We start from the raw sequence: 20738 nt of genomic DNA, 5'->3' as shown, positions 1-20738 counted from the left end.
CGACAGCAGATTTCACGGGGACCTCGGGGAGGAAGGGCGTGCCAGGACCGGCAATGTGAAAAAGAATATAGCTGGCTAATGATTCTTTCCAATATATTGTTCGACCTGTTTGATAGCTTTTACGACCTAATGAGGCTGGTATGGAATTACGTCACCTGCGGTACTTCATCGCCGTCGCCGAAGAGCTGCACTTCGGCCGCGCCGCGCAGGTGCTGGGCATCTCGCAACCGCCGCTGAGCCAGCAGATCCAGGCGCTGGAGCAGGAGGTGGGCGCTCGGTTATTCGAGCGTACCAATCGTCGGGTCGAGCTGAGCGAGGCCGGGCGCCTGTTCCTGCACGAGGCGCGGCTGGTACTGGCCCAGGTCGACAAGGCGGCGGATGTGGCCCGCCGTGCACAGTTGGGTGAACTGGGCGAGTTGAAGATCGGCTTCACCTCGTCGGCGCCGTTCAACTCCAGCATCCCGCAGGCGATCTTTGCGTTTCGCCAGGCCTTCCCGGCCGTGCACCTGAACCTGCAGGAAATGAGCAGCACCGAAGTGGCCGAATCGCTGGTGGATGAGTCGATTCAGGTTGGGCTGATGCGCCCGTTGCCGTTGCCGGATTCATTGACCGTCATCGAGCTGATGCGTGAACCGCTGGTCGCTGTGTTGAATGCCGGTCATCCGTTGGTGGAGGGCAGCGAGAGCGGCCTGCACTTGGCGCAACTGGCGCAGGAGCCGTTTGTGTTTTTCCCGCGCACTTACGGCAGTGGCCTGTATGCCCAACTGCTGAACCTGGCCCGCGATGCCGGCTTCAGCCCGCACTTCGCCCAGGAAGCGGGGGAGGCGATGACCATTATCGGTTTGGTGGCGGCGGGCTTGGGTGTGTCGGTTTTGCCGGCGTCCTATCAACGGATACGGATCGATGGTGTGGTCTATCGCACGTTGCTGGATCAGGAGGCGGTGACGGCGGTATGGCTGGTGCAGCGCAAAGGCGCACAAACGCCGATGGCGAAGGCGTTTGTGGAGTTATTGACGCGCAAGGCGGTGCAATAACTCACCGTGAACGGGCACGCCACAGAGCTTGTGCCTGGCTTTGGTTTTACTTTGAGGTGCCCGTCTGCTCGAACAACTGCGCCGCCGACCCTGCCTCACCACTCACACCATTGCTGCGCAATCCCGCCATGATGTCGCTGTCCAGATTGTTCACCCAACGGTTGTAGTTGCGATGGATCTTGCCGTCCTTGTAGCCCAACTGGCGGCTGTCGCGGTAGGTGATGGCGTAGCTGTTGCGGGTGTAGCGGATGTCGATGGCCGCGTAGTACTGGTTGCGCACGGTGATCTCGGCCTGCACCAGCTGCGGGCTCAGGCGTTGCACCGTCCACTCGCGTTTTTGCAGGGCGTTGACGATCACCGTTTTCATTTTCTCTTCACTGACCTGGGCATCGGCCGGCAGGTCGTGCTGGGTGTTGAGGACCGGTTTGCTGGTACAGCCGGCGGTGGTCAGCAGGGCCAGGGTGATCAGCGTAGCGCGTAGCAAGGAAGACATTCCGTATTCTCCAATCGATTAAAAAGTCAGGACCAGCGGCGGAAGATCAGCGACGTATTGACGCCGCCAAAGGCAAAGTTGTTGTTCATCACGTAGTCGTGGTGCATCTCGCGAAATTCACCCTGCAGGTAATCCAGCGCGCCGCATTGCGGGTCGACGGAATCCAGGTTGAAGGTGTGCACGTACTGGTCGCGGTTCATCATCTCGATGCTGAACCATGACTCCAGCGCCCCGCAGGCGCCCAAGGTGTGACCGAGGAAGCTTTTCTGCGAGCTGATGGGCATGCGGCTGCCGAACAGGCTGCTGGTGGCCTGGGTTTCGGCGATGTCGCCCTGGTCGGTGGCGGTGCCGTGGCCGTTGACGTAGCCGATGGCGACAGGCTCCAGGCCCGCATCTTCCAGGGCCAGTTCCATGGCGCGGCGCATGGTTTTCTGTTCCGGGCGGGTGGTGTGCTGGCCGTCGGCATTGCTGCCAAAGCCGACGATCTCGGCATGGATATGCGCACCCCGCGCCAGTGCGTGTTCCAGCTCTTCGAGCACCAGCATGCCGCCACCTTCGCCGATCACCAGGCCATCGCGGCCGCTGTCGTAGGGGCGCGGGCTGGTCTGCGGCGCATCGTTCTTCAGGCTGGTGGCGTAGAGCGCATCAAACACCATGGCTTCGGTGGGGCACAGTTCCTCGGCGCCGCCGGCGAGCATCAACGGCAGGCGACCGAACTTGATCGCCTCATAGGCGTAGCCGATGCCCTGGCTGCCGCTGGTGCAGGCGCTGGACGTGGGGATCAGCCGCCCGGTGAGGCCAAAGAAAATGCTGATATTCGCCGCCGTGGTGTGCGGCATCATGCGCACGTAGGAATTGGCATTGAGCCCCTCGGCCACCGAGTTCAGCAGCATATTGCCGAACGCCTTGATCTCGTCGGTGCTGCCGGTGGATGAGCCGCAAGCGACGCCCATGCGCCCGTCCTTGATCGACTCGTCACCGAGTAAACCCGCGTCCTGCAACGCCTGCTCCGCGGCCCATACCGCCAGGCGCGAGACGCGGCCCATGCTGCGCAGCTGCTTGCGCGTCCAGTGGGCGGGCACGACGAAATCATCGATCGGCCCGGCCAGGCGCGTGTTCAATTCGGTAAAGCGATCCCACTCGTCCATGCGCCGGATGCCGCTGCGGTTGGCGCGAAAGTTGGCGGCGATGGTGTCCCAGTCGCTGCCCAGGGAGGTCACGCCGGCCATGCCGGTGACGACGACGCGCTTCATCAGCACAGGCCTCCATTCACGGCCAGGACCTGGCGCGTGATATAGCCGGCTTCGGCCGACATCAGGAAATTCACCGCACTGGCGACTTCTTCCGGGGTGCCCATGCGTTGCGCCGGGATCATCTTCATCAGTTCTTCCACTGGTACGTTTTCATCCAGCATGGCGGTGTCGATCAAGCCGGGCGCAACGCAGTTGACGGTGATCTTGCGCTTGCCCAGCTCGATGGCCAACGCCTTGGCCGCACCGATCAGGCCGGCCTTGGAGGCGCTGTAGTTGACCTGGCCACGGTTGCCGATCAGTCCCGAGACCGAGGTGATGCAGACGATACGCCCGGCCGCGCGACGCCGAATCATCGGCATCATCACCGGGTGCAGCACGTTGTAGAAACCATCGAGGTTGGTGCGCATCACCACGTCCCAATCGTCTTCCGACAAGGCCGGGAAGGCGCCGTCGCGGGTCAGGCCGGCGTTGAGCACCACGCCGTAATAAGCGCCGTGTTGCTCCACGTCGGCTTCAAGGATTTCCTTGCACGCGGCGCGGTCGGCCACATCGAATTGCAGCACCCGCGCCTGGCGGCCCAAGGCTTGAATCTCGAGCTGTACCGCGCAGGCTTCGGCCCGCCCGCTGCGGCAATGCAGCACGATGTCATGCCCGGCCTGGGCCAGGCGCAGGGCAATGGCGCGGCCGATGCCACGGCTGGAGCCGGTGACCAGTACGGATTCAGTCATGGCGTTTCGTCCTTCGAGTCATCTAAATAGTTGGCCGCCTGGGGCGGTCGAAATACGTTCAGGCGCGCGCTGGCCTGGATACCGTCACCGCTCAAGTGGCATTCGAACACACCCATGCCGTTGTCGTCTTCCAGGGAGCGCAGGCCGTGGATGTTCAACTCGGCGCCGGCCGGGAAGTGTTCCACGTTGCACTCGAACTTGCGTGTGCCGAGCAGGAAGCCCAGTTCCACCTCTTCACCCTTTTGACGGGCGCGACAGCCGGCGTAGGCGGCGACGCTTTGTGCCATCAGCTCGATACCGACCCAGGCCGGCAGGCTGCCGTCAGGGCGATTGAACAGGCCGACCGGCTTGACGGTGAGGCGGGTGTGGATCTGCTCTTCATCGAACGACAGCACCTGGTCGATCAGGATCATGTCGCCCGCGTGGGGCAACAGTTCGGCGAGTGGCCAATCGGTCATGGGGCGGCTCCGATTATCAGGCTGACGTTGTTACCGCCGAAGGCAAACGAGTTGCTCATCAGGCAGGGTTTATCCAGGGTTTCGTCGCTGAGAGCCCATTGCAAGGCGGGCAGTGTGGGGTCGGCCTGGCCGTCCCACACATGGGGCGGCACCCGGCCGTGGGCCAGGCTCAGCCAACAGAACGCGGCTTCCAGCGCACCGGCCGCGCCCAGGGTGTGGCCGCTCATGGGTTTGGTCGACGAGCAGGCCACGCCTTTGGGGAACAGGCTGGCGACGGCCAGGCTTTCCATGGCGTCGTTGTGTTGGGTGGCGGTGCCGTGCAGGTTCAGGTAGCCGATCTGCTCGGGTGCAAGCTTCGCGCTGGCCAGCGCCTTGCGCATCGCTTGCAACGCGCCTTTGCCGGTGGGTTCCGGCGCGGAGATATGGTGCGCATCGCTACTTGCACCGCAGCCCAGCAGGGCAATGGGCCCAGGGGCTTTGCTCATCACAAACAGCACCGCCGCTTCACCGATATTGATGCCGTTGCGGTTCACCGAAAATGGATTGCAGCGCTCGTTGGACACTGCTTCCAACGCGCTGAAGCCGTTGAGGGTCAGCTTGCACAGGCTGTCCACGCCGCCGCAGATCACCGCATCGCATACCCCCAGGTCGAGCAGGCGCTGGGCGCTCATCAGCGCGCGGGCGCTGGACGTACAGGCGGTGGAGATCACATAGGCCGGGCCGCTCAGTTGCAGCCAGTCGGCGAGGAAATTCGCCGGCGCGCTGAGTTCCTGTTGCTGGTAGTCATAGTCGCCGGGGAAGTGCTTGTCGCGTAAATACTGGGCGATGCCGCGGCTGGCTTCATCGATGCCCGAGGTGCTGGTGCCCAGCACAATGCCGACCCGTGAGGCGCCGTAGGTGTGGATGGCCTGGCGAATCTCGCTTTCGATCTGCAACGCCGCTTCCAGCAGCAACTGATTGTTGCGGCTGCTCTGCTGGCCGAGCTCCACCGGGATAATCGCCAACTCGCCGTGCACACCCGCCACCGGCAATACGCGCTCCGGCACCCAGCCACTTTCAGCGCGCATGCCTGAGCAATCACCGGCAAACAGGCTGCGGCTGACTTCAGCCGGGTTCCGACCGAGGGCGCAGATCACGCCGAGGGCGTTGAGGTAGGCGGTCATCGGGCGGCACCGAGTGGCGTAATACGGTAGCTCAGGGGCTGGCCTGCCATGTTCACGCTGAACACCTCTGAGGATTGATAGACGATTTGCCAATGGCCCGGCAGGGTGCGCGTGAGGCCCATCGCCTGGGCGCCGGGATAGAGTGCGCGGACCTCATCCGCCGAGCTCAAGGCAAACAACAGGGCGGCAAACAGCTCACGCGCCTGAGGATTGGGCGGCAGCAGACCATCGGCCTGCCACTGGCCATCGATCAGTTTTTGCCGAGCCTGGGGGATGCCCAGCGGGTCCATCATCGACCAGCGAATGCCAGCGCCTTCGCGTTGGATCACCAGCAGCCAGTCCTGGCTCTGGCCGCCTTCCAGGCGCTGCACATGCAATTGCAGCGGCAGGGTCAGGGCCGGGGTTTTTTCAGGCAGCGGCGGCTGGCTGGCGCAGGCACTCAGCAGCAACAGGCAACCCATCAACAGCAGGCGGATCATGGTGTGGTGCTCGCCAGGGGTTTGCGCGCCACGCAGTTGACCAGGGTTTCTTCGCGTTGGCCCACCGGCGGCGCCTTGCGCAACCCCCAGCGTTCCAACAGGCCGAAGTCGCTGGAGCGGCTCCACCACAGGTACGGGTACGAGATGTTCTGCGGGCCGAAGGTGAAGCCTTGCTCGCGGAGCATCTCCAGGTATTCTTCGGCGCTTTTTTGCACGTGCATCGGGTGGCGGAACAGCCAGCGGATCACCCAGGTGTCGATATAGGCTTCGGTGGATTCGGCAAACAACAGGTAACCGCCAGGCTTGAGCACCCGATAGAACTCGCTCAACGCACGTTTCTGTTCGACCAGATGATGGAAGGTCTGGTGACAGAACAGGATGTCGATACTGGCATCCGGCACGTCGAGGGTGGCGCAGTCACTGCCGATCAGCTCGACGTCCAGGCCTTGGCGAGCGGCTTCCTGGCGGCTCAGTTCCAGGCTGTGCGGGTCGGCATCCAGGCCGATCAGGCGGGAAGGCGCAAACACCTGCTGCAGCAACTTGAAGGATTTGCCCTGGCCGCAACCGGCGTCCAGCAACACCGGGGCCTCGGGCAGGGGTTCGCTGAAGCGGCTGCGCAAGTCATTGATCGCCACGCGCAACACATGGTGCTGCCACGTGTGGCTGCGTAGGAACCAGAAGCCGAACTTGGTTTCCTCAACATAGTTCTTACTTAAGTACCGACTGCTCACGCGGGATCCCCTGCACAAATTTCCGACAACATCCGCAACCGCCGCTTGGGCTCACTGACGAAGGGGTTGCGCTCGTCCCATGCATAGCCAGCGAGGATCGAGCTGATCATCCGGCGAATTTCCGGTGAGCTGCCGGCGTGGAAAATCACATCCTGGAACGTACCGGCGTACCAGCCTTCGACGTAGCAGCGGAAGGTGTCGACACCGCGCTTGAGCGGCTCGGCAAACTCGGTTTGCCAGTCTACGGTCTCGCCTTTGAGCTGACGATGCAGCACGCCAGCGGCCATGCTCGCCGAACGCATGGCGATGGTCACACCGGAGGAGAACACCGGGTCGAGGAATTCCGCCGCATTGCCCAGCAGCGCAAAGCCCGGGCCGTGCAGGGTTTTGACGTTGGCCGAGTAGCCGCCGATGGTGCGCGCTGGCGTGTCCCATACGGCGTTATGCAGCACGCCGGACAAGCTCGGGGTTTCGTCGATAAAGCCGCGCAGGCAGGCGTCGAGGTCAGCGTCGCGACCGTCGAAATGCTCCTTGGCCGCAACCACGCCCACCGAGCAGCGACCGTTGCTGAACGGGATGGTCCAGAACCAGATGTCGCGCTTCGTAGGGTGTGTGGTTATCAGGATCTTGGTGCGGTCGAAGCCTGGGTGTTCGATGCGGTCTTCAACGTGGGTGAACACCGCCTGGCGCAGCGGGAAATTCGACGGTGCCTCCAGGTCGAGCAGGCGCGGCAGCACACGGCCGTAGCCGCTGGCATCGAGCACGAACTTGGCCTTGATGTGGTACTCGCTGCCGTTCTCGCGGCGCACATGCAGGTAGCGGCACTCACCGGAGAAATCCACGCCGACGATGGTTTCGCCGTAGCGGATGTCGACGCCTTGCTGGGCTGCCTGATCGGCCAGCAACTTGTCGAACTCGCCGCGCTGCACCTGGAAGGTGGTCGGCTTGCCGTTGCTGAAGGTGTCACCGAAATCAAATGCGCTGTAACGCTCGCCCCAGGCAAACGCGGCACCGGTTTTTACCTGGAAACCCGCGGCCTGCACGGCGTCGAGCATGCCGGCTTCTTCGATGAAATCGATGCAGTGCGACAGCAGGCTTTCACCGATCGAGAAGCGCGGAAAATGCTGGCGCTCGATGATCAATACATCATGCCCTTTGCGCTTCAACAGCGCGGCGGCAATCGCGCCGGATGGCCCGGCACCAATCACCACCACCTGGCGACGTTCCATTTCAACTATGGGCACGAGGGCTCCTTGCCGCTTTGGCGATAACTACATTCATGAGGCATGTTTCCGTTGGCCGGCCCAGGGCGCCAGCATAAAGCTGAATGCCAGGCCCAGGCTGACCGACAGGCCGAAATTACTCACTGCGGGGGTGCTGGACACCGCCAGCAGGCCGAATGACAACCAGGTTGTCAGTGCCGCCAGCAGTGTGCCTAAAAGGCTGACAGCAGGGCCGCCGATCTGTTCGCGCATCAAAATCGCATAGTCGACACTGATGGCCGTGACCAGCAGCAACCCGAACAGGCTGAACAGGGTCAACGGCTGGCCCAGCCAACCCAGGCTGGCCAGGCTGCACAGCGCCGCCAGCAACGGCAGGGCGACGATGCGCAAGGCACCACCAACGCCGAACGGCAGGATCAGTAACAGCACGATCAGCACGCACGACATCAACTTCAATTCGGCGGCGCTGATCTGCGTGTCGGCGAATACACGGTTCAAATCACCGAGGCGATCCACCAACTGCACGCCGGGCAGATCCACGGCCTGCACCCGCAGCAGCGCCGGGTTGTTCAAGCCCTGCAGGCTGACCATGGCCGCCACACCGCCGTCCACCGGGCCGAGCCACAGCGTGCGCCAGGGTTCGGCCAACGGCCCCACCAGCGCAGCGTCGATGTCTTCGGTAGGTAGCGCTTGCAGTTGCGCGACTTCGGCTTGCAGGGCGCTGGCGGGCACGCCGAGGTCCAACAGTGGCTGCCAATGGTGTGGAAGTGCGCTCAGGGCATCGCGCAGCTGCTGTTGTTCGGCGGGCAGGCTGACCAGTTGGTTGAGCGCCAGGTAACCCTGGAGCTTGTCCATATTCACCAGTTGGTCCAGGCGTTGGCCCAGGGCGGCTTGCCGCTCCAGCAACTGCGGCTGGTTATCCGCACGTATCAGGAAAAACTGGCTGGTGGGCTGGAAACCGGTAATGCGTGCCACCGCCTGTGCCTCTTGCAGCAACAGCGGCGGCGCGCCGATCCACTGGCGAATATCGTTTTTGCTGTTCAGCTGCCACAGGCCACCGGCGCAGAACAACAGTACCCACGCCAGCAAAAATGGGCTCGGCACGCGCTTGAGCAAGGAAGCCCGCACCAGCCACAGGCACTCGGCGATGCGCAGCGGCCACTGCGCCGGGCGCAGTTCGACACCCTTGAGCAGTGCCGGCAGCAGGCACACCGCTGACAGGTAGGCGCCGATCAGACCCGCGGCGGAGAACACCGCGATTTGCGTCAAGGCCGGAAACGGCGTCCAGGCCAACGCCAGGTAGCCAATGCAACTGGTGGCCAGGCTCAGGCTCAGCCCTGGCAGCGTCAGGCGCAATGCCGGCCAACTGCGCCAGGGGTTCATGCTCCAGCTTTTCGACAGGTAGTGCAGCGGGTAATCCACCGCGACGCCGATCAGGCTGGAGCCGAGCACCAGGGTCATCACATGCATATGGCCGAACAGCGCCACGCAAGCGACGGCACCAAACAGCATGCCCACCAGCACCGGCACAAACGCCAGCAGCACTCGCCAGCGGCGGAACGCCAGCAACAGCAACAGCAGGATGCCGACGGTGGCGCCACCGCCAACCCAGGTGATTTCCCGCGTGGCCTGTTGCTGCCCATTGGCGGCGTAGAGCAAACCGCTGGCGGCGAGCAATTGCGCGCCGTGTTCGCTGGCCTGCGTGCGGCTGGCCTGGAGCAAATCCGCTACTTGCAGCGGCAGTTTCATGTCGAAGGCATTGCCGGTGGTGCGTGCGCGCAGCAGCACCCAGCTCTTGCCGTCGGCATCGGCGATCAAGGCGCCGCTGCCGATGTCCAGTTGCACCGAGCCGTGTTGCGGCTGGCTGTTCTGGATGCGCCCGGTCAGGCCGAGCCAGTCGTCCTGGCTCGGCACCAGGCTGAAGCCGGTAAAGGGGTCGAACAGCGACTGCACCCGTTGCTGGATGAACGCGTCGGGGTGGTCGATCAGTTGTTCGCGGTCCTTGGCCGAGAGCATCGCCAGCCGCCCGCGCAGCAACTGCTCACGCAGCGCCGGCAGGTCGGCTTGCAGGTTCCATTGGACCTTCTCGAACAAGCCGCTGGCCTGCCAGCGTTCGCCCAATTGCTGCGCCACGGCCACCGCTTGCTGGCGATCGGCGTGCCCCACCAATACCAGTATTTCGCGGTTGAGCGGCTCCTGCATGCGCTGTTCGGCTTGCAACTCCAAGGCGTCCGGCGTGCTGCCCGGCACCAGCTCCATCAGGTTGGCCGACAGCGGTGCGCCGTGGCGCCACTGCCAACCGGCCAGGGCCAGCACGGCCACCAGCAGGATCAGGAACAGGCGCGGCAATAGACGCTCACTGGGCAAAGTCGTGTTGCTCCGCGTCGCTCAATGGCTGGCCGGCGGTGCTGTCCTGCATGCGCAGTACGGTGCTGTCGCCTTGGGTTTCCAGCAGTTCGATGGTGTGTACCAGCTCACCGCCGTCGATATTGATCTGGGTGAATACCTGCTTGAGCAGCAGTGAGCGCGGGATCAGCGTGAGCTTCCATTGCCGGGCTTCGCCTTGCAGTTGCAGCTCGAAGTCACGCTGCAAGCCGCTGCTGTCGCCCTGGAGCACGGCGAGGAACAGACGGTTCTGTTCGGCACCGGCGCTCTTGTTCGGCAGCAGTTGCCAGCCGTTGGCGTCACGACGGGCGATGCCCTGGGCGCTGATGCGGTAGTCCTGTTGCAGCGGGGTTTTCAGCAGCCACAGCAGGCCGTGGTCCTTGGCCAGGACGAAGGTGCCCTTGCTGACCAACGGTTGCGGCAGCGCACGCAGGTGTTTTTCCTGGGTGAAGCTGCCGTGGATCACTGAGGGTTTGGCCAACTGGTCGCTGAGTTGTTGCAGGTCGAAGGCCTGGGCTTGAAGCGACAGCAGCAACGCGCCGAGGAAGGTGATCAGTTTCATGACAAGGCCCTGTCGACGGCGTCGGTGAATATTTTGGGCGAGGCCAATTGCATCTCGCGACTGGCGATTTCCACCGCTACCTGCACAGTGCTGGCGCGGGTCAGACGCTCGCCGCTGGCCAGGTCGGTGATCAGGTAGTTGACCTTCAAGCGGTTCTCCCACTCCACCAGGCTGGCGCGCACGTTGATCGTCTGGCCGAACACCGCACCGCGCACATAGCGCAGTTGCATGTCGATCACCGGCCAGGCGTAGCCGGCTTCGAGCATCGCCGTGTAGTTGTGGCCGATCTTGTCCAGCAGCGCGCAGCGTGCGACTTCCAGGTACTTCACGTAATGCCCGTGCCAGACGACGTTCATGGTGTCGACGTCAAAAAACGGCACGAGGATTTCGGTGTCGCTGTGCAATACGCCAGGGCTACGCATGCAGCCTCCAGTGTTGCTCGGCGATGCGTTGCAGGCACAGGCGCAGTTCGCCTTCGAGGGCGCGGTCTTCGATGACCGGCGGGAAGTCCTGGGCCAGCTCTGCATGCATGGCCGCCAGCGCCGGTGGCAACGGCCGTGCGTCGTCGGCCTGGGCACGCAGCCACACGCCCTGGTTGGCGGCGAGCAGAGTGGCGGCGGCGACCTGTTCGGTCAGTTCCAGCACGCGGATCGCATCGCGGGCGGCGATGGTGCCCATGCTCACCTTGTCCTGGTTGTGGCACTCGGTGGAGCGCGAGAACACGCTGGCCGGCATGGTGTTTTTCAGCGCTTCGGCGGTCCAGGCGCTGGTGCCGATCTGCACGGCCTTGAAGCCATGGTTGATCATCGCGCGGTCAGCCGGTGCGCCGGACAGGTTGCTCGGCAGACCGTGGTTGTAGCGCACATCCACCAGCAGCGCGAGCTGGCGGTCGAGCAGGTCGGCGACGTTGGCCACCAGGGTCTTGAGGCTGTCCATGGCAAAGGCGATATGCCCACCGTAGAAATGCCCGCCATGCAGCACGCGCTCTTCCTCAGCGTCGATGATCGGGTTGTCGTTGGCGCTGTTCAGCTCGATCTCGATAAACGAGCGCAGCCAGTTCAGGCTGTCCGCCAGCACGCCGAGGACGTGGGGCGCGCAGCGCAGCGAGTAGCGATCCTGCAGGCGATGCAGCGGCGCGGTCGGCGCGTCGATCGCCAGGTCCTTGCGCAGCCAGGCGGCGACTTGCATCTGCCCCGGATGTGGCTTGGCGGCGAACAGACGCTCGTCGAAGTGTTCCGGATTGCCTTGCAGCGCCACCACGTTCAGCGCGGTGATGCGTGTGGCCAGTTGCAGCAGGTAGTCGGCACGGGCAAAGGCCAGGCAAGCGATGCCGGTCATCACCGCGGTGCCGTTCATCAGCGCCAGGGCTTCCTTGGGACGCAGTACCAGCGGCTCCCAGCCGAGTTCGCGGTGCACGTCGGCGGCCAGGCGACGCTCGCCCCGGAACAGCACTTCGCGCTCGCCGGACAGGGTCGCGGCCACGTAGGACAACGGCGTCAGGTCACCGCTGGCGCCCACCGAGCCTTCTTCCGGGATCAGCGGCAGCACGTCGTGTTCGAGGAACCCATGCAGGCGCTCCAGCAGTTCCACGCGCACCCCGGAGACACCGTGGCACAACGACTGCAAGCGCGCCGCCAGCACCGCACGGGTGGCTTGGGCGTCGAGCAACTTGCCCAGGCCGCAACCGTGGAAGGTGTACAGGTGACGGGGCAGGGCCTCGACATGTTGCAACGGCACCGCGACCACGCAGGAGTCACCGTAGCCGGTGGTTACGCCGTAGATCACGCCTTCCTTGTCCAGCAGCGAGTCGAGGAACTGCGCGCCCTTGGCAATGCGTTGGCGATACGCGGCATCGCTTTGCAGCTGGGTAGGCACCTGACGGTTGGCCAGGGCCAGCACGTCTTCGATGCGCAGGGGGCGTTCGCCAAAGGTTACCGGCTCAAGATGCGTCGTCATCGGTCTTCCAGAAAGGGTAAAAGTTGAACCATTGTTGGGGCGCTTCCAGGCAGAACTGGCCCAGGCGTGCGGCGTAGCGCGCGGTCCACAGGGCGATGACCTGCTCGCGGGTGCTGCGTTTCCATTCGATCAATTGCGCGAAGGGCTCGATGGTCAGGCGATAGCGGCCCTGGTGTTTCAGGCACATCAGCAGGTTGACCGGGCATTTCAGCAGGCCCGCCAGCAGCCACGGGCCTTGGGGGAAGGCCGCGTCATGGCCGAGGAAATCCACGCGCACCGTGCGCCCGCCATGCAAGGGCACGCGGTCGCCGGCAATCGCCAGCCACTCGCCGTCGTCCAGGCGCTGGCTGAGCAGCAGCATGGTGGCAGGGTCCAGCTCACTGACCTGTATCAGGCGCAAGTGGGTGGCACCGGCTTCGCCCAGCAGGCGGTTGAAGCGTTCGGCGTGCTTGGTGTGCACCAGCACGTTCATGGTGACCTTTTCGCCGATTTCCGCCAGCGCGCGGCACACTTCGAGGTTGCCCAAATGTGCGCCGACCAGCATCTGGCCGCGCTCGCCGCGCAGTTGCCCGCGCAGTTTCGCCGGGTCGTTGATCTCGATCTGTTCCAGGCGCAGCTTGCCGTTCCACACGTCGAGTTTGTCGAGCAGGGCGTCGGCGAAGGCCATGAACTGGGCGAAGACTTTGCGCTGGCTGGGGCGCAGTTCGTCGCGCCCGCTCCAGTCGGCCAGGCGCTGCTGGTATTGCCAGGCGCTCTGGCGCGCGGTGCGGCCGAACAGGAAGAAGTACAACACGATGCCATACAGCACCGGGCTCAGCAGGCGGCGGCCGAGGACCTTGGCGGCGAGGGCGGTGAATTTCATCAGCCAGTAGCTGCCGCGCTCTTCGCGGTCGGCCCAGTGCTTGGTGCTGTCACTCATGCCTGCCACCGTCGCCACAGGATCAGCGGTGCACGCACCAGCATGCCGAAGAACAGTCGGGTGTGCATGGCGCTGATGCGTACGTTGTCGCGGAACAGGCGGAAGTGCGACAGGCCGTCGGCAGGGTAATGCACCTGGGTCGGCAGCCAGCGCATCGGCTGGTTACGCCAGGCCAGGCGCACCAGGATGTCGGAGTCGAAGTCCATGTGCGTGCCGATGTAGGCCGAGTCCATCAGGGCCAGCACCGGGGCCAGCGGGTACACACGAAAGCCGCACATCGAGTCGCGGATCTGCAGCGACAGGGTGTTGATCCACACCCACACGTGGGTCAGGTAACGCGCGTACAAACGGCCTTTGGGCACGCTTTCGTCGTATTCGGGGTAGCCGCAGATGATTGCGTTGGGCTGCCTGCGGGAAGCGTCGATAAACGTCTCGACTTCACGCAGGTCGTGCTGGCCGTCGGCGTCGACCTGCAAGGCGTGGCTGAAGCCCAGGCGTGCCGCTTCGCGAAACCCGGCCATCACCGCGCCGCCTTTGCCTTGATTGTTCGGCAGGGTCAGCAGGGTGACGTTATCCAGGTCCGCCAATTGCGCCAGTACCGCTGCGCAGGCTGGGCTGCTGCCGTCGTCGACCAACAGGCACGGCAGGCCGCTGCTCAACAGGCTGTGGACCACGGCGGGCACAGCGGCCTCGTGGTTGTAGACCGGGATCAGGGCGCAGGGGTTATGCATGGGCGGCTTCCAATTGGATCCGGCCGCTGGAGCAGGCCGCGACGCCGTTGCGATAGGCGAAATACAACTTGCTGCGTTCCTGGTCGAAGCGCAGGTGCAGTTCGATGCGGTCGCCGGGGCGTACCAGTTGCTGGAACTTGAGCACTTCCATGCCGGCAAAGGTCGCGGGCAGGTCGAGCAGTTGCTGGCCCAGGTTGAATGCCCATTCCACTTGCACCACGCCGGGCAGCACAGGTGTGACCGGAAAGTGCCCGCTGAAGTAGGCCAGGTCCGGCGGGACGATCATCTGCACGGTCCATTCGCCATCGACTTCGATTTGCTCCAGCACTTCCGGTGCTTTTGGCCGGGGCGCCAGCAGCAATGCGGCTACATCGGCCTGGGGCAGTTTGCCCTGGGCATTCAGCGGCAGCTGGCGCAGCAGCCGCCAGCGGCGCGGCAGCGCCAGGGCTTCGCAATGCTGGCTTAAATGTTGGCGCAGGGTCTGGGTGACGGTGCGTCGGCCCTGGTTGCGCAGGGCGTGCAGGCCGTCGGCACTGAGCACCACCAGCGCGCCGAGTGAGGCGCGGTTTTCCTGCACCACGCCCAGGCGCGTTTCGGCGACCCACGGGTGGGCCATCAGCGCCTGTTCGAGCATGGGCAGGGAGATGCGTTTTTCTTCCAGCTTGACGATACGGTCCAGGCGCCCGAGCAGCTCGAAGCGACCATCGGCATGGATGCGCGCCGCGTCAGCGGTTTGCTCTATATGCCCGACGGGCAAGTAAGGCGAAGCGATGCGCAGTGCACCGTCGGCATCCTGGCTCAGGTGTATATCGGCGAACGGCTGCCAGGGTTGCGCGCCCTGGCGCCAGGCGATGCCACCGGTTTCCGAGCTGCCGAGAATCTCTGTCGGCCATTGCTGCAAGCGCTCGTAAAGACTGCTGGCCGCCTCGATGGGCAAGGCACCGCCCGACGAGAACACCCGCGATACCTGGCTAAGCGCTGGCCAATCGAGGTTGTCGCCCATGCGCTTGAGCAGCGCCGGGCTGGCGACCCAGGCGAATTGCGGGTATTCGCGGCTGGCGCGTTGCATGTCTTCCGGAAAAGCCAGCTGGCGGCGCACAAAGCTGCGCCCGGCGCACAGCGGCCACAGCACGCGGAACAGCAAACCGTAGATGTGCTGGGTGGCGACGCTGCCGATGATGCAGGCGTCTTTAAGGTCTGCACCCCACAACGCTTCCAGGGCCTTGACCTCATTGGCCAGTTGGCGCAGGGTCTTGTCGATACGCTTGGGTTCGCCGCTGGAACCGGAGGTGCACAGGCTCAGTTGGCAGGTGTCCAGGTCGAGGGCGGCCGGGCTCAACGGCGCTTGATACAACGCGTCCAGGTCTGGCGCTTCAGTCAGCCAGGCGTCGACAACCGCGTCCCAGCGTTGGCGGGTCTGGGGTTGCAGATCGGCGGGCAGCAGCACGCTGGCCCCGGCGCGCCAGGCGCCCAGCAGTGCAATTGCCAGCAGGCCTGCGTCTTCCAGGTGCAGGGCCAGGCGCTGGATGCCACGCGCTTGCAACCCGGCCGCCAGGCTCAGGGAGTGTTCCCACAGCTGGGCGTGATTCATCGCAGGTTCGGTGGTCACCAAACGCTGTTCCAGCGGCTCGAGCAACAGGTGCTCAAGATTCAACCCATTCATACGCGGCCTCGAACCCTTTGTCGTACCAGCCATTCCACGGCAAACAACAGCCCCATCAGCCCATAGGCGATCAAGCCGTTGTACAACGTCCACCAGCTCAACGGCGCCCATAGGGTGAGGGCAGCGGCGAGCAGGCCATTACACAGAAAAAACACGCACCACACCACGGTGACCTGGCGCGTATACACAATCGCGTTTGGCGGCAGTACCGGGTCGGTCATGCGCGCCAGGCGCTCTACCATCGGCGGGCCGTATTTCAGGCTCAGGCCGAACAGCGCCAACATGAACGCACTGACCAGGCTCGGGTACCAGCGCAACAGGTGCGGGTTATCGAACCAGGCCAGGGCCAGGCAAAACACGATCACTGCCAACGCCATCCAGCGGCTGCCGGGGCGGCGGGCACCGGTAAACGCGCGGAGCAGCCACAGGCTGCCCAGCAGCAACCCGAACTGCCACGGCGCAAAGTGCTCGGTGCCGTAATACACCGCAAAGGGGTACAGCAGCCCCGCCAACAACAGGCCAAGGCCGATCAGCCGGCTCATGCGGCGGGTTGGACCAGACGGTACACCGCCTCAACCACGTCGTTCACGGTGCGCACGGCCTTGAACTCTTCGGCAGCGATCTTCTTGCCGGTCTGGCGCTTGATATGGTCAATCAGGTCCACGGCATCGATGCTGTCGATTTCCAGGTCCTGGTACAGGTTGGCGTCGAGGGTGACGCGTTCCGGCGGCAGTTCAAACAGTTCCACCAAGGCATCGCGCAGGGTGTTGAAAATATCGTCACGAGTTTGCATGGTCCGGTCTCAAGCTGCCTGTCTGGCCGTGACGAACGCCGCAAGGCTGGCCACGTTGGTGAAGTGATCGCGTGTGTCCTTGGCGTCGGCATCGATCTTGATGCCGTACGTTTTCTGGATCGCCAGGCCCAATTCCAGGGCGTCTACCGAATCCAGGCCCAGGCCTTCGCCGAACAGGGTCTGGTCGCTGCCGATGTCGTCGGCGCTGATGTCTTCCAGGCCCAGGGCCTCGATGATCAGTATCTTTATGTCGTGCTCAAGGCGTTGTTGGTCGCTCATCTTCGGCGAGCTCCTTAATGAAATAGTGGTGCAGGTAATCGTTGAGCTTGCGTGAGGCCTGGGGCGCGGGCCCCAGTGTTGCGAACGCCTGTGGTTCTATATCGGCACCCACCCGCAAACTGAAGTGAAAACGGCGTTTCGGGATGCGATACCAGGGTTCGGCCTTGGTCAGGGTGGTGGGGCTGACCTTGATCACCACCGGGGTGATGATTGTCGCACCACGCAGCGCAATGGCAGCGGCCCCGCGATGAAAGGCGGGCGCCACGCCGGGTGTGGTGCGGGTGCCCTCGGGAAAGATGATCAGCGTCTGGCCTTCTCGCAGGGCGTCGGCGGCGGCGTCGAGCATGTCCGCGCTGCCGTCGTTGCTTATATAGCTCGCGTCGCGCACCGGGCCACGGGTGAACGGGTTTTGAAACAGGCTCTGCTTGATCACGCAATTGGTCTGGCGCATCAGGCCGATCAGGAACACCACGTCAATCAGCGACGGGTGGTTGGCGATGATCATCTGGCCCGGCTGGCCGAGCCTTTCGGCGCCTTCGACGCTGTAGGTCAGCACCCCGGCGCGCTGCATCATGCGGATAAAGAACCAGAACAGCTTGCTGATGGTATGACGGGCGCGGCGCTGGTGTCTTTCGACGTTGCCCGGCAGGCAACTGAGCAAGGGAAACACCAGCAAACGCAGGCACAACCCGCCGACGCCAAACACGAAGAAGCTGGCGGCAGTGGCGAACAGGCGCCAGTAGTAGGCATCCCGTGGCTTTTCGTTCACGGCTTGCGTTGCCAGTTCCATACACGGTTCTTCCAGGCATGTTGGCAGGCGCCCTGTTCGGTGAGCAGGGTGCGCAGCAGGTTCAGGGCGTGGGGCCACTGGGTTTGAGTGAGTTGGACAGTGCTCGCGGTGAGTTCCAGTTGCCACTCGTCGCCTGGTGTCAGCAGCAGGCCGAGGGCGTAGGGGAAGGGCACGTCAACGATCCAACTGGCGTAGGCCTCGGGTGGCTGTTCTTCGGTGATCACGAGCAATACTGCCGGGGCGCCTTCATTGAGCAGCGCGGCGGCTTCGAGCATGCCGTGCTCCAGGCCATCGCCTGCAGCGGCGAGGGCCGTCATCTCGCTGGTTTCATTGCGCAGGATCGACCATAGGCCAATCACCGCGTTATGCACCGACAGGCTGAACTGGGTCGGCGACAGCGGCTGGTCGTTGGCCAGGTCACTGAGGATGTCCAGGGTGCGCGGGGTTTCGCCATGCCGGGAAATAAACACCAGCGGCAGGTCTTGCAGGCCTTCGGCCAACGGCCAGCCCACGCTGAATGCCATGCGTGCCAGGCGGCTCAGGCGGCGGCGCTGCATGGCCGGCAGGAATGACACGTCGGGGGACGCATCGCTGGCAGGCAGCAACACCGGGGCCTGGCACCAGGCGTGCCAGTCGTCCGTGCTTTCCAGGCCAGGAGCCCAGGCACGCCATTGGGCGATGTTGAAGTTGATCACTGAGAAGTTATCCCGCCCCTGCGGGCTTCCATGTGCGGCTTTTGGCCCCGAATACCGGGACAGGGAGCAATCGCCGAATGACGCGCATTATCCCGGTGCCGTGGGGTTCTAGCAAACTTTGGTAAAGAAATGTGCACGGCCGATTACAAATAGTGGGGAAGATTTACAGATTGTCCTTCAATGGGGGGCAAGTTGGATCGTCGGACACTTCCTTTTCACTTGTCCGCGACGTATGACAGGGCAGATGCGATGCAGCAATGCATCGATGAACGAGGTAGCTAACAGGCGCTTTTGCCCTCTACACTCGGACATTCATTGATACACGGAGGTTTTTCCATGCGGCGCGTGGTGTTCAATCAAAAAGGCGGTGTTGGTAAGTCCAGCATTGCCTGCAACCTGGCGGCGGTCAGCGCCAGCGAAGGCTATCGAACCCTGTTGGTGGACCTCGATGCACAAGCCAACTCGACCCAGTACCTCACCGGGCTGACCGGGGATGACATCCCTATGGGGATCGCGGACTTTTTCAAGCAAACCCTGTCTTCCGGGCCGTTTTCGAAGAAGAACAAGGTGGATATCTACGAAACACCCTTCGACAACCTGCACGTCATCACCGCGACCGCCGAACTCGCGGACTTGCAGCCCAAGCTTGAAGCCAAGCACAAGATCAACAAGCTGCGAAAGCTGCTGGATGAGCTGAGCGAGGATTACGACCGGATCTACCTGGATACCCCGCCAGCCCTGAACTTTTATGCGGTTTCGGCGCTGATTGCCGCTGATCGTGTGCTGATCCCCTTCGATTGCGACAGCTTCTCGCGCCAGGCACTGTATGGCCTGCTGGCCGAAATCGAAGAATTGAAGGAAGACCACAACGAAGGCCTGGAAGTCGAAGGTATCGTGGTCAACCAGTTCCAGGCGCGGGCGAGCCTGCCGCAGCAAATGCTCGATGAGTTGATTGCCGAAGGCTTGCCGGTGCTGCCGGTGTACCTGGCCAGCTCGGTGCGCATGCGCGAGTCGCACCAGGAGAACAAGCCGCTGATCCACCTGGACCCACGGCACAAGCTCACTCTGCAATTTGTGGAGTTGCATAACCTGCTGGAAAACGCCTGATTTTGCTGGCGACACAAAACCTCTGTGGGAGGGGGCTTGCTCCCGATGGCGGTGTATCAGTCACGAGTACTTTGACTGACTCACCGCCATCGGGAGCAAGCCCCCTCCCACATTTGAATTGCATTTCAGTCGGGGATTGGATTTTTCCCACAGAGGCTGTAGGAAGGGTCTGGCTAGAGGGGGTATGGCTTGTATCGTTGCCTACAGGTACGCCAGAATCCGCCGGCTTGTGCGTCTGGATGGGCATCTCTAAGGTTCTGCGGTCACCGAATGTTCAGTGATCGGGTTTAGTAGCCCGAGGTGAGACGTACGGCAATTCGTCGATCAGGAGCTTCCTGAATTTGATGGTGGCTGTACGGAGGGCGCTTTCGAGCGCGCCGGTTGCGTCTCCCCGGTCTACTAACCTGCGTACAGCTGCCACCCTCCGTTTAGTAGCGGCCGGTTGCGGCTCCACTACTCGGAGACGATCCATGGTTAACCTCTATACCGTTACAGCCAACCTCCCCACCGAAACCCTCATCCTCAACAGCTACGAAACCTTCTCCTCCGTCCGCACCCTGTTACTCAACCTGTCCAACGACCTCACCGGCGAACACCGCGACGTGGCCCTGGCTATCCACCAATTGAGCGAACTTGGCGTAATGCTGGTCGGCCAGATAATGGACCGCGAAGCCCCCGTGGCCTGAAGATAACACTCGGTCAAATGTGGGAGGGGCGGTGCGACGATTCGACTTGCCCCCTCCCACACTGTCCAGCCTTGTTCTCAAGGCCCGGTTACACCCCCTGGCTACGCAACCAGCTCATCAACTGCGGCAACGGAAACGCCCCGCTCTGGCGCGCCACTTCGCGGCCGTTCTTGAACAGAATCAGACTGGGGATCGACCGGATCCCCAGTTGCGCCGACAGCTGCTGGTTGGCCTCGCTGTCCAGCTTGGCCAACCGGCACTTGCCTTCCAACTGCCCGGCCGCCTGCTCGAACACCGGGGCAAACGACTTGCACGGCCCACACCAATCGGCCCACACGTCCACCAGCAACGGCAAGTCGCCCTTGATCTGACTGGCGTAGTCGCCTTGCTTCAGCTCGAAAGGCTTGCTCAGTAGAACCGGTTGCTTGCAACGCCCGCACTTGGGCGTATCACCCAGGCGTTCGCCGGGGATGCGGTTGAGGCCATTGCAATGGGGGCAGGGGATAACGAGAGGGTCGGACATGGTGGGCTCCTGAGTATGGCCAATAGTCTCTATTTGGAGTCAGCGCCGATAGTTATCAAGATAGATACATGACTGTGGCGAGCGGGC

At 63.3% G+C, this 20738-nt stretch carries 24 protein-coding genes; 3 read left to right on the top strand and 21 right to left on the bottom strand.

Annotated elements, in window-relative coordinates; genetic code table 11:
* Positions 1-140: 140 nt before the first annotated feature.
* Complete coding sequence (locus FBY10_RS09355; RefSeq protein ID WP_145335925.1) at positions 141-1034, top strand: LysR family transcriptional regulator; 894 nt, start codon at positions 141-143, stop codon at positions 1032-1034.
* 46 nt (positions 1035-1080) lie between these two features.
* Here the strand turns inward: FBY10_RS09355 and FBY10_RS09350 are convergent, their stop codons facing one another.
* Genes FBY10_RS09350 through FBY10_RS09255 form a run of 20 tightly spaced genes read right to left on the bottom strand, consistent with a single transcriptional unit; the run spans position 1081 to position 18335 of the window.
* Positions 1081-1527: a hypothetical protein gene (locus FBY10_RS09350; protein WP_145335927.1), complete on the bottom strand. Its 447-nt coding sequence runs from the start codon at positions 1525-1527 to the stop codon at positions 1081-1083.
* A 26-nt stretch (positions 1528-1553) separates the two neighbouring features.
* Complete coding sequence (locus FBY10_RS09345) at positions 1554-2780, bottom strand: beta-ketoacyl-ACP synthase (RefSeq protein WP_131696854.1); 1227 nt, start codon at positions 2778-2780, stop codon at positions 1554-1556.
* Positions 2780-3508 carry a 3-oxoacyl-ACP reductase FabG gene (gene fabG / locus FBY10_RS09340; protein WP_145335929.1) on the bottom strand — a complete coding sequence of 243 codons (729 nt, stop codon included), beginning with the start codon at positions 3506-3508 and terminating at the stop codon, positions 2780-2782. The genes FBY10_RS09345 and fabG overlap by 1 nt, the downstream gene beginning before the upstream one ends.
* Positions 3505-3966, bottom strand: coding sequence for a hotdog family protein (locus FBY10_RS09335; RefSeq protein ID WP_131696852.1), 462 nt, complete (start codon positions 3964-3966; stop codon positions 3505-3507). The genes fabG and FBY10_RS09335 overlap by 4 nt, the downstream gene beginning before the upstream one ends.
* Positions 3963-5129 carry a beta-ketoacyl-[acyl-carrier-protein] synthase family protein gene (locus tag FBY10_RS09330; RefSeq protein ID WP_145335931.1) on the bottom strand — a complete coding sequence of 389 codons (1167 nt, stop codon included), beginning with the start codon at positions 5127-5129 and terminating at the stop codon, positions 3963-3965. Before FBY10_RS09330 ends, FBY10_RS09335 begins: the two co-directional genes overlap by 4 nt.
* Positions 5126-5608, bottom strand: coding sequence for a hypothetical protein (locus FBY10_RS09325; protein ID WP_131696850.1), 483 nt, complete (start codon positions 5606-5608; stop codon positions 5126-5128). Before FBY10_RS09325 ends, FBY10_RS09330 begins: the two co-directional genes overlap by 4 nt.
* Complete coding sequence (locus FBY10_RS09320) at positions 5605-6339, bottom strand: class I SAM-dependent methyltransferase (RefSeq protein ID WP_145335932.1); 735 nt, start codon at positions 6337-6339, stop codon at positions 5605-5607. The genes FBY10_RS09325 and FBY10_RS09320 overlap by 4 nt, the downstream gene beginning before the upstream one ends.
* Positions 6336-7583: an NAD(P)/FAD-dependent oxidoreductase gene (locus FBY10_RS09315; protein ID WP_256663414.1), complete on the bottom strand. Its 1248-nt coding sequence runs from the start codon at positions 7581-7583 to the stop codon at positions 6336-6338. The genes FBY10_RS09320 and FBY10_RS09315 overlap by 4 nt, the downstream gene beginning before the upstream one ends.
* A 33-nt stretch (positions 7584-7616) precedes the next feature.
* Entirely contained in the window at positions 7617-9929 is a 2313-nt protein-coding gene (locus FBY10_RS09310; RefSeq protein WP_145335934.1) for an MMPL family transporter, read from the bottom strand.
* Positions 9919-10509 carry an outer membrane lipoprotein carrier protein LolA gene (locus FBY10_RS09305; RefSeq protein WP_145335936.1) on the bottom strand — a complete coding sequence of 197 codons (591 nt, stop codon included), beginning with the start codon at positions 10507-10509 and terminating at the stop codon, positions 9919-9921. The genes FBY10_RS09310 and FBY10_RS09305 overlap by 11 nt, the downstream gene beginning before the upstream one ends.
* Positions 10506-10931: a thioesterase family protein gene (locus FBY10_RS09300; RefSeq protein ID WP_145335938.1), complete on the bottom strand. Its 426-nt coding sequence runs from the start codon at positions 10929-10931 to the stop codon at positions 10506-10508. Before FBY10_RS09300 ends, FBY10_RS09305 begins: the two co-directional genes overlap by 4 nt.
* Positions 10924-12465, bottom strand: coding sequence for a histidine ammonia-lyase (gene hutH, locus FBY10_RS09295; protein WP_131696845.1), 1542 nt, complete (start codon positions 12463-12465; stop codon positions 10924-10926). Before hutH ends, FBY10_RS09300 begins: the two co-directional genes overlap by 8 nt.
* Positions 12449-13384: a glycosyl transferase gene (locus tag FBY10_RS09290; protein ID WP_131696844.1), complete on the bottom strand. Its 936-nt coding sequence runs from the start codon at positions 13382-13384 to the stop codon at positions 12449-12451. Before FBY10_RS09290 ends, hutH begins: the two co-directional genes overlap by 17 nt.
* Positions 13381-14115, bottom strand: coding sequence for a glycosyltransferase family 2 protein (locus FBY10_RS09285; RefSeq protein ID WP_131696843.1), 735 nt, complete (start codon positions 14113-14115; stop codon positions 13381-13383). The genes FBY10_RS09290 and FBY10_RS09285 overlap by 4 nt, the downstream gene beginning before the upstream one ends.
* The gene (locus FBY10_RS09280; protein WP_145335940.1) at positions 14108-15778 is read right to left on the bottom strand and encodes an acyl-CoA synthetase family protein; all 1671 of its coding nucleotides are present in this window, start codon (positions 15776-15778) and stop codon (positions 14108-14110) included. The genes FBY10_RS09285 and FBY10_RS09280 overlap by 8 nt, the downstream gene beginning before the upstream one ends.
* The gene (locus FBY10_RS09275; RefSeq protein ID WP_053139203.1) at positions 15775-16320 is read right to left on the bottom strand and encodes a hypothetical protein; all 546 of its coding nucleotides are present in this window, start codon (positions 16318-16320) and stop codon (positions 15775-15777) included. Before FBY10_RS09275 ends, FBY10_RS09280 begins: the two co-directional genes overlap by 4 nt.
* Entirely contained in the window at positions 16317-16571 is a 255-nt protein-coding gene (locus FBY10_RS09270; protein WP_003187949.1) for an acyl carrier protein, read from the bottom strand. Before FBY10_RS09270 ends, FBY10_RS09275 begins: the two co-directional genes overlap by 4 nt.
* Positions 16572-16580: 9 nt before the next feature.
* Positions 16581-16850, bottom strand: coding sequence for a phosphopantetheine-binding protein (locus FBY10_RS09265; protein ID WP_145335942.1), 270 nt, complete (start codon positions 16848-16850; stop codon positions 16581-16583).
* Positions 16828-17640 carry a 1-acyl-sn-glycerol-3-phosphate acyltransferase gene (locus FBY10_RS09260; protein ID WP_131696839.1) on the bottom strand — a complete coding sequence of 271 codons (813 nt, stop codon included), beginning with the start codon at positions 17638-17640 and terminating at the stop codon, positions 16828-16830. The genes FBY10_RS09265 and FBY10_RS09260 overlap by 23 nt, the downstream gene beginning before the upstream one ends.
* A complete protein-coding gene (locus FBY10_RS09255) occupies positions 17616-18335 on the bottom strand; it encodes a beta-ketoacyl synthase chain length factor (RefSeq protein WP_131696838.1) in 720 nt (239 codons plus the stop codon). The genes FBY10_RS09260 and FBY10_RS09255 overlap by 25 nt, the downstream gene beginning before the upstream one ends.
* A 336-nt stretch (positions 18336-18671) precedes the next feature.
* Between FBY10_RS09255 and FBY10_RS09250 the strand changes: the two genes are divergently transcribed.
* Complete coding sequence (locus FBY10_RS09250) at positions 18672-19442, top strand: ParA family protein (protein WP_053139210.1); 771 nt, start codon at positions 18672-18674, stop codon at positions 19440-19442.
* A gap of 470 nt (positions 19443-19912) precedes the next feature.
* Positions 19913-20128 (top strand): DUF6124 family protein, encoded by a 216-nt coding sequence (locus FBY10_RS09245; protein WP_145335944.1) that lies wholly within the window; start codon positions 19913-19915, stop codon positions 20126-20128.
* A gap of 88 nt (positions 20129-20216) precedes the next feature.
* On the opposite strand, the gene trxC is transcribed toward FBY10_RS09245, so the two are convergent.
* Positions 20217-20651 carry a thioredoxin TrxC gene (trxC, locus tag FBY10_RS09240; protein ID WP_065925687.1) on the bottom strand — a complete coding sequence of 145 codons (435 nt, stop codon included), beginning with the start codon at positions 20649-20651 and terminating at the stop codon, positions 20217-20219.
* Positions 20652-20738 lie beyond the last annotated feature (87 nt).

The sequence above is a fragment of the Pseudomonas sp. SJZ103 genome (assembly GCF_007828335.1).
Taxonomy (GTDB): Bacteria; Pseudomonadota; Gammaproteobacteria; order Pseudomonadales; family Pseudomonadaceae; genus Aquipseudomonas.
The sequence above is the reverse complement of the archived record's forward strand: the minus strand, read 5'-3'. Positions and strand labels throughout refer to the sequence as shown.

What these genes read in the sequence shown, in the direction of transcription:
- FBY10_RS09355 (WP_145335925.1), top strand. Translation starts at nt 141, where the DNA reads ATGGAATTACGTCACCTGCGGTACTTCATCGCCGTCGCCGAAGAGCTG.
- FBY10_RS09350 (WP_145335927.1), bottom strand. Translation starts at nt 1,527, where the DNA reads ATGTCTTCCTTGCTACGCGCTACGCTGATCACCCTGGCCCTGCTGACC.
- FBY10_RS09345 (WP_131696854.1), bottom strand. Translation starts at nt 2,780, where the DNA reads ATGAAGCGCGTCGTCGTCACCGGCATGGCCGGCGTGACCTCCCTGGGC.
- fabG (WP_145335929.1), bottom strand. Translation starts at nt 3,508, where the DNA reads ATGACTGAATCCGTACTGGTCACCGGCTCCAGCCGTGGCATCGGCCGC.
- FBY10_RS09335 (WP_131696852.1), bottom strand. Translation starts at nt 3,966, where the DNA reads ATGACCGATTGGCCACTCGCCGAACTGTTGCCCCACGCGGGCGACATG.
- FBY10_RS09330 (WP_145335931.1), bottom strand. Translation starts at nt 5,129, where the DNA reads ATGACCGCCTACCTCAACGCCCTCGGCGTGATCTGCGCCCTCGGTCGG.
- FBY10_RS09325 (WP_131696850.1), bottom strand. Translation starts at nt 5,608, where the DNA reads ATGATCCGCCTGCTGTTGATGGGTTGCCTGTTGCTGCTGAGTGCCTGC.
- FBY10_RS09305 (WP_145335936.1), bottom strand. Translation starts at nt 10,509, where the DNA reads ATGAAACTGATCACCTTCCTCGGCGCGTTGCTGCTGTCGCTTCAAGCC.
- FBY10_RS09300 (WP_145335938.1), bottom strand. Translation starts at nt 10,931, where the DNA reads ATGCGTAGCCCTGGCGTATTGCACAGCGACACCGAAATCCTCGTGCCG.
- hutH (WP_131696845.1), bottom strand. Translation starts at nt 12,465, where the DNA reads ATGACGACGCATCTTGAGCCGGTAACCTTTGGCGAACGCCCCCTGCGC.
- FBY10_RS09290 (WP_131696844.1), bottom strand. Translation starts at nt 13,384, where the DNA reads ATGAGTGACAGCACCAAGCACTGGGCCGACCGCGAAGAGCGCGGCAGC.
- FBY10_RS09285 (WP_131696843.1), bottom strand. Translation starts at nt 14,115, where the DNA reads ATGCATAACCCCTGCGCCCTGATCCCGGTCTACAACCACGAGGCCGCT.
- FBY10_RS09280 (WP_145335940.1), bottom strand. Translation starts at nt 15,778, where the DNA reads ATGAATGGGTTGAATCTTGAGCACCTGTTGCTCGAGCCGCTGGAACAG.
- FBY10_RS09275 (WP_053139203.1), bottom strand. Translation starts at nt 16,320, where the DNA reads ATGAGCCGGCTGATCGGCCTTGGCCTGTTGTTGGCGGGGCTGCTGTAC.
- FBY10_RS09270 (WP_003187949.1), bottom strand. Translation starts at nt 16,571, where the DNA reads ATGCAAACTCGTGACGATATTTTCAACACCCTGCGCGATGCCTTGGTG.
- FBY10_RS09265 (WP_145335942.1), bottom strand. Translation starts at nt 16,850, where the DNA reads ATGAGCGACCAACAACGCCTTGAGCACGACATAAAGATACTGATCATC.
- FBY10_RS09260 (WP_131696839.1), bottom strand. Translation starts at nt 17,640, where the DNA reads ATGGAACTGGCAACGCAAGCCGTGAACGAAAAGCCACGGGATGCCTAC.
- FBY10_RS09250 (WP_053139210.1), top strand. Translation starts at nt 18,672, where the DNA reads ATGCGGCGCGTGGTGTTCAATCAAAAAGGCGGTGTTGGTAAGTCCAGC.
- FBY10_RS09245 (WP_145335944.1), top strand. Translation starts at nt 19,913, where the DNA reads ATGGTTAACCTCTATACCGTTACAGCCAACCTCCCCACCGAAACCCTC.
- trxC (WP_065925687.1), bottom strand. Translation starts at nt 20,651, where the DNA reads ATGTCCGACCCTCTCGTTATCCCCTGCCCCCATTGCAATGGCCTCAAC.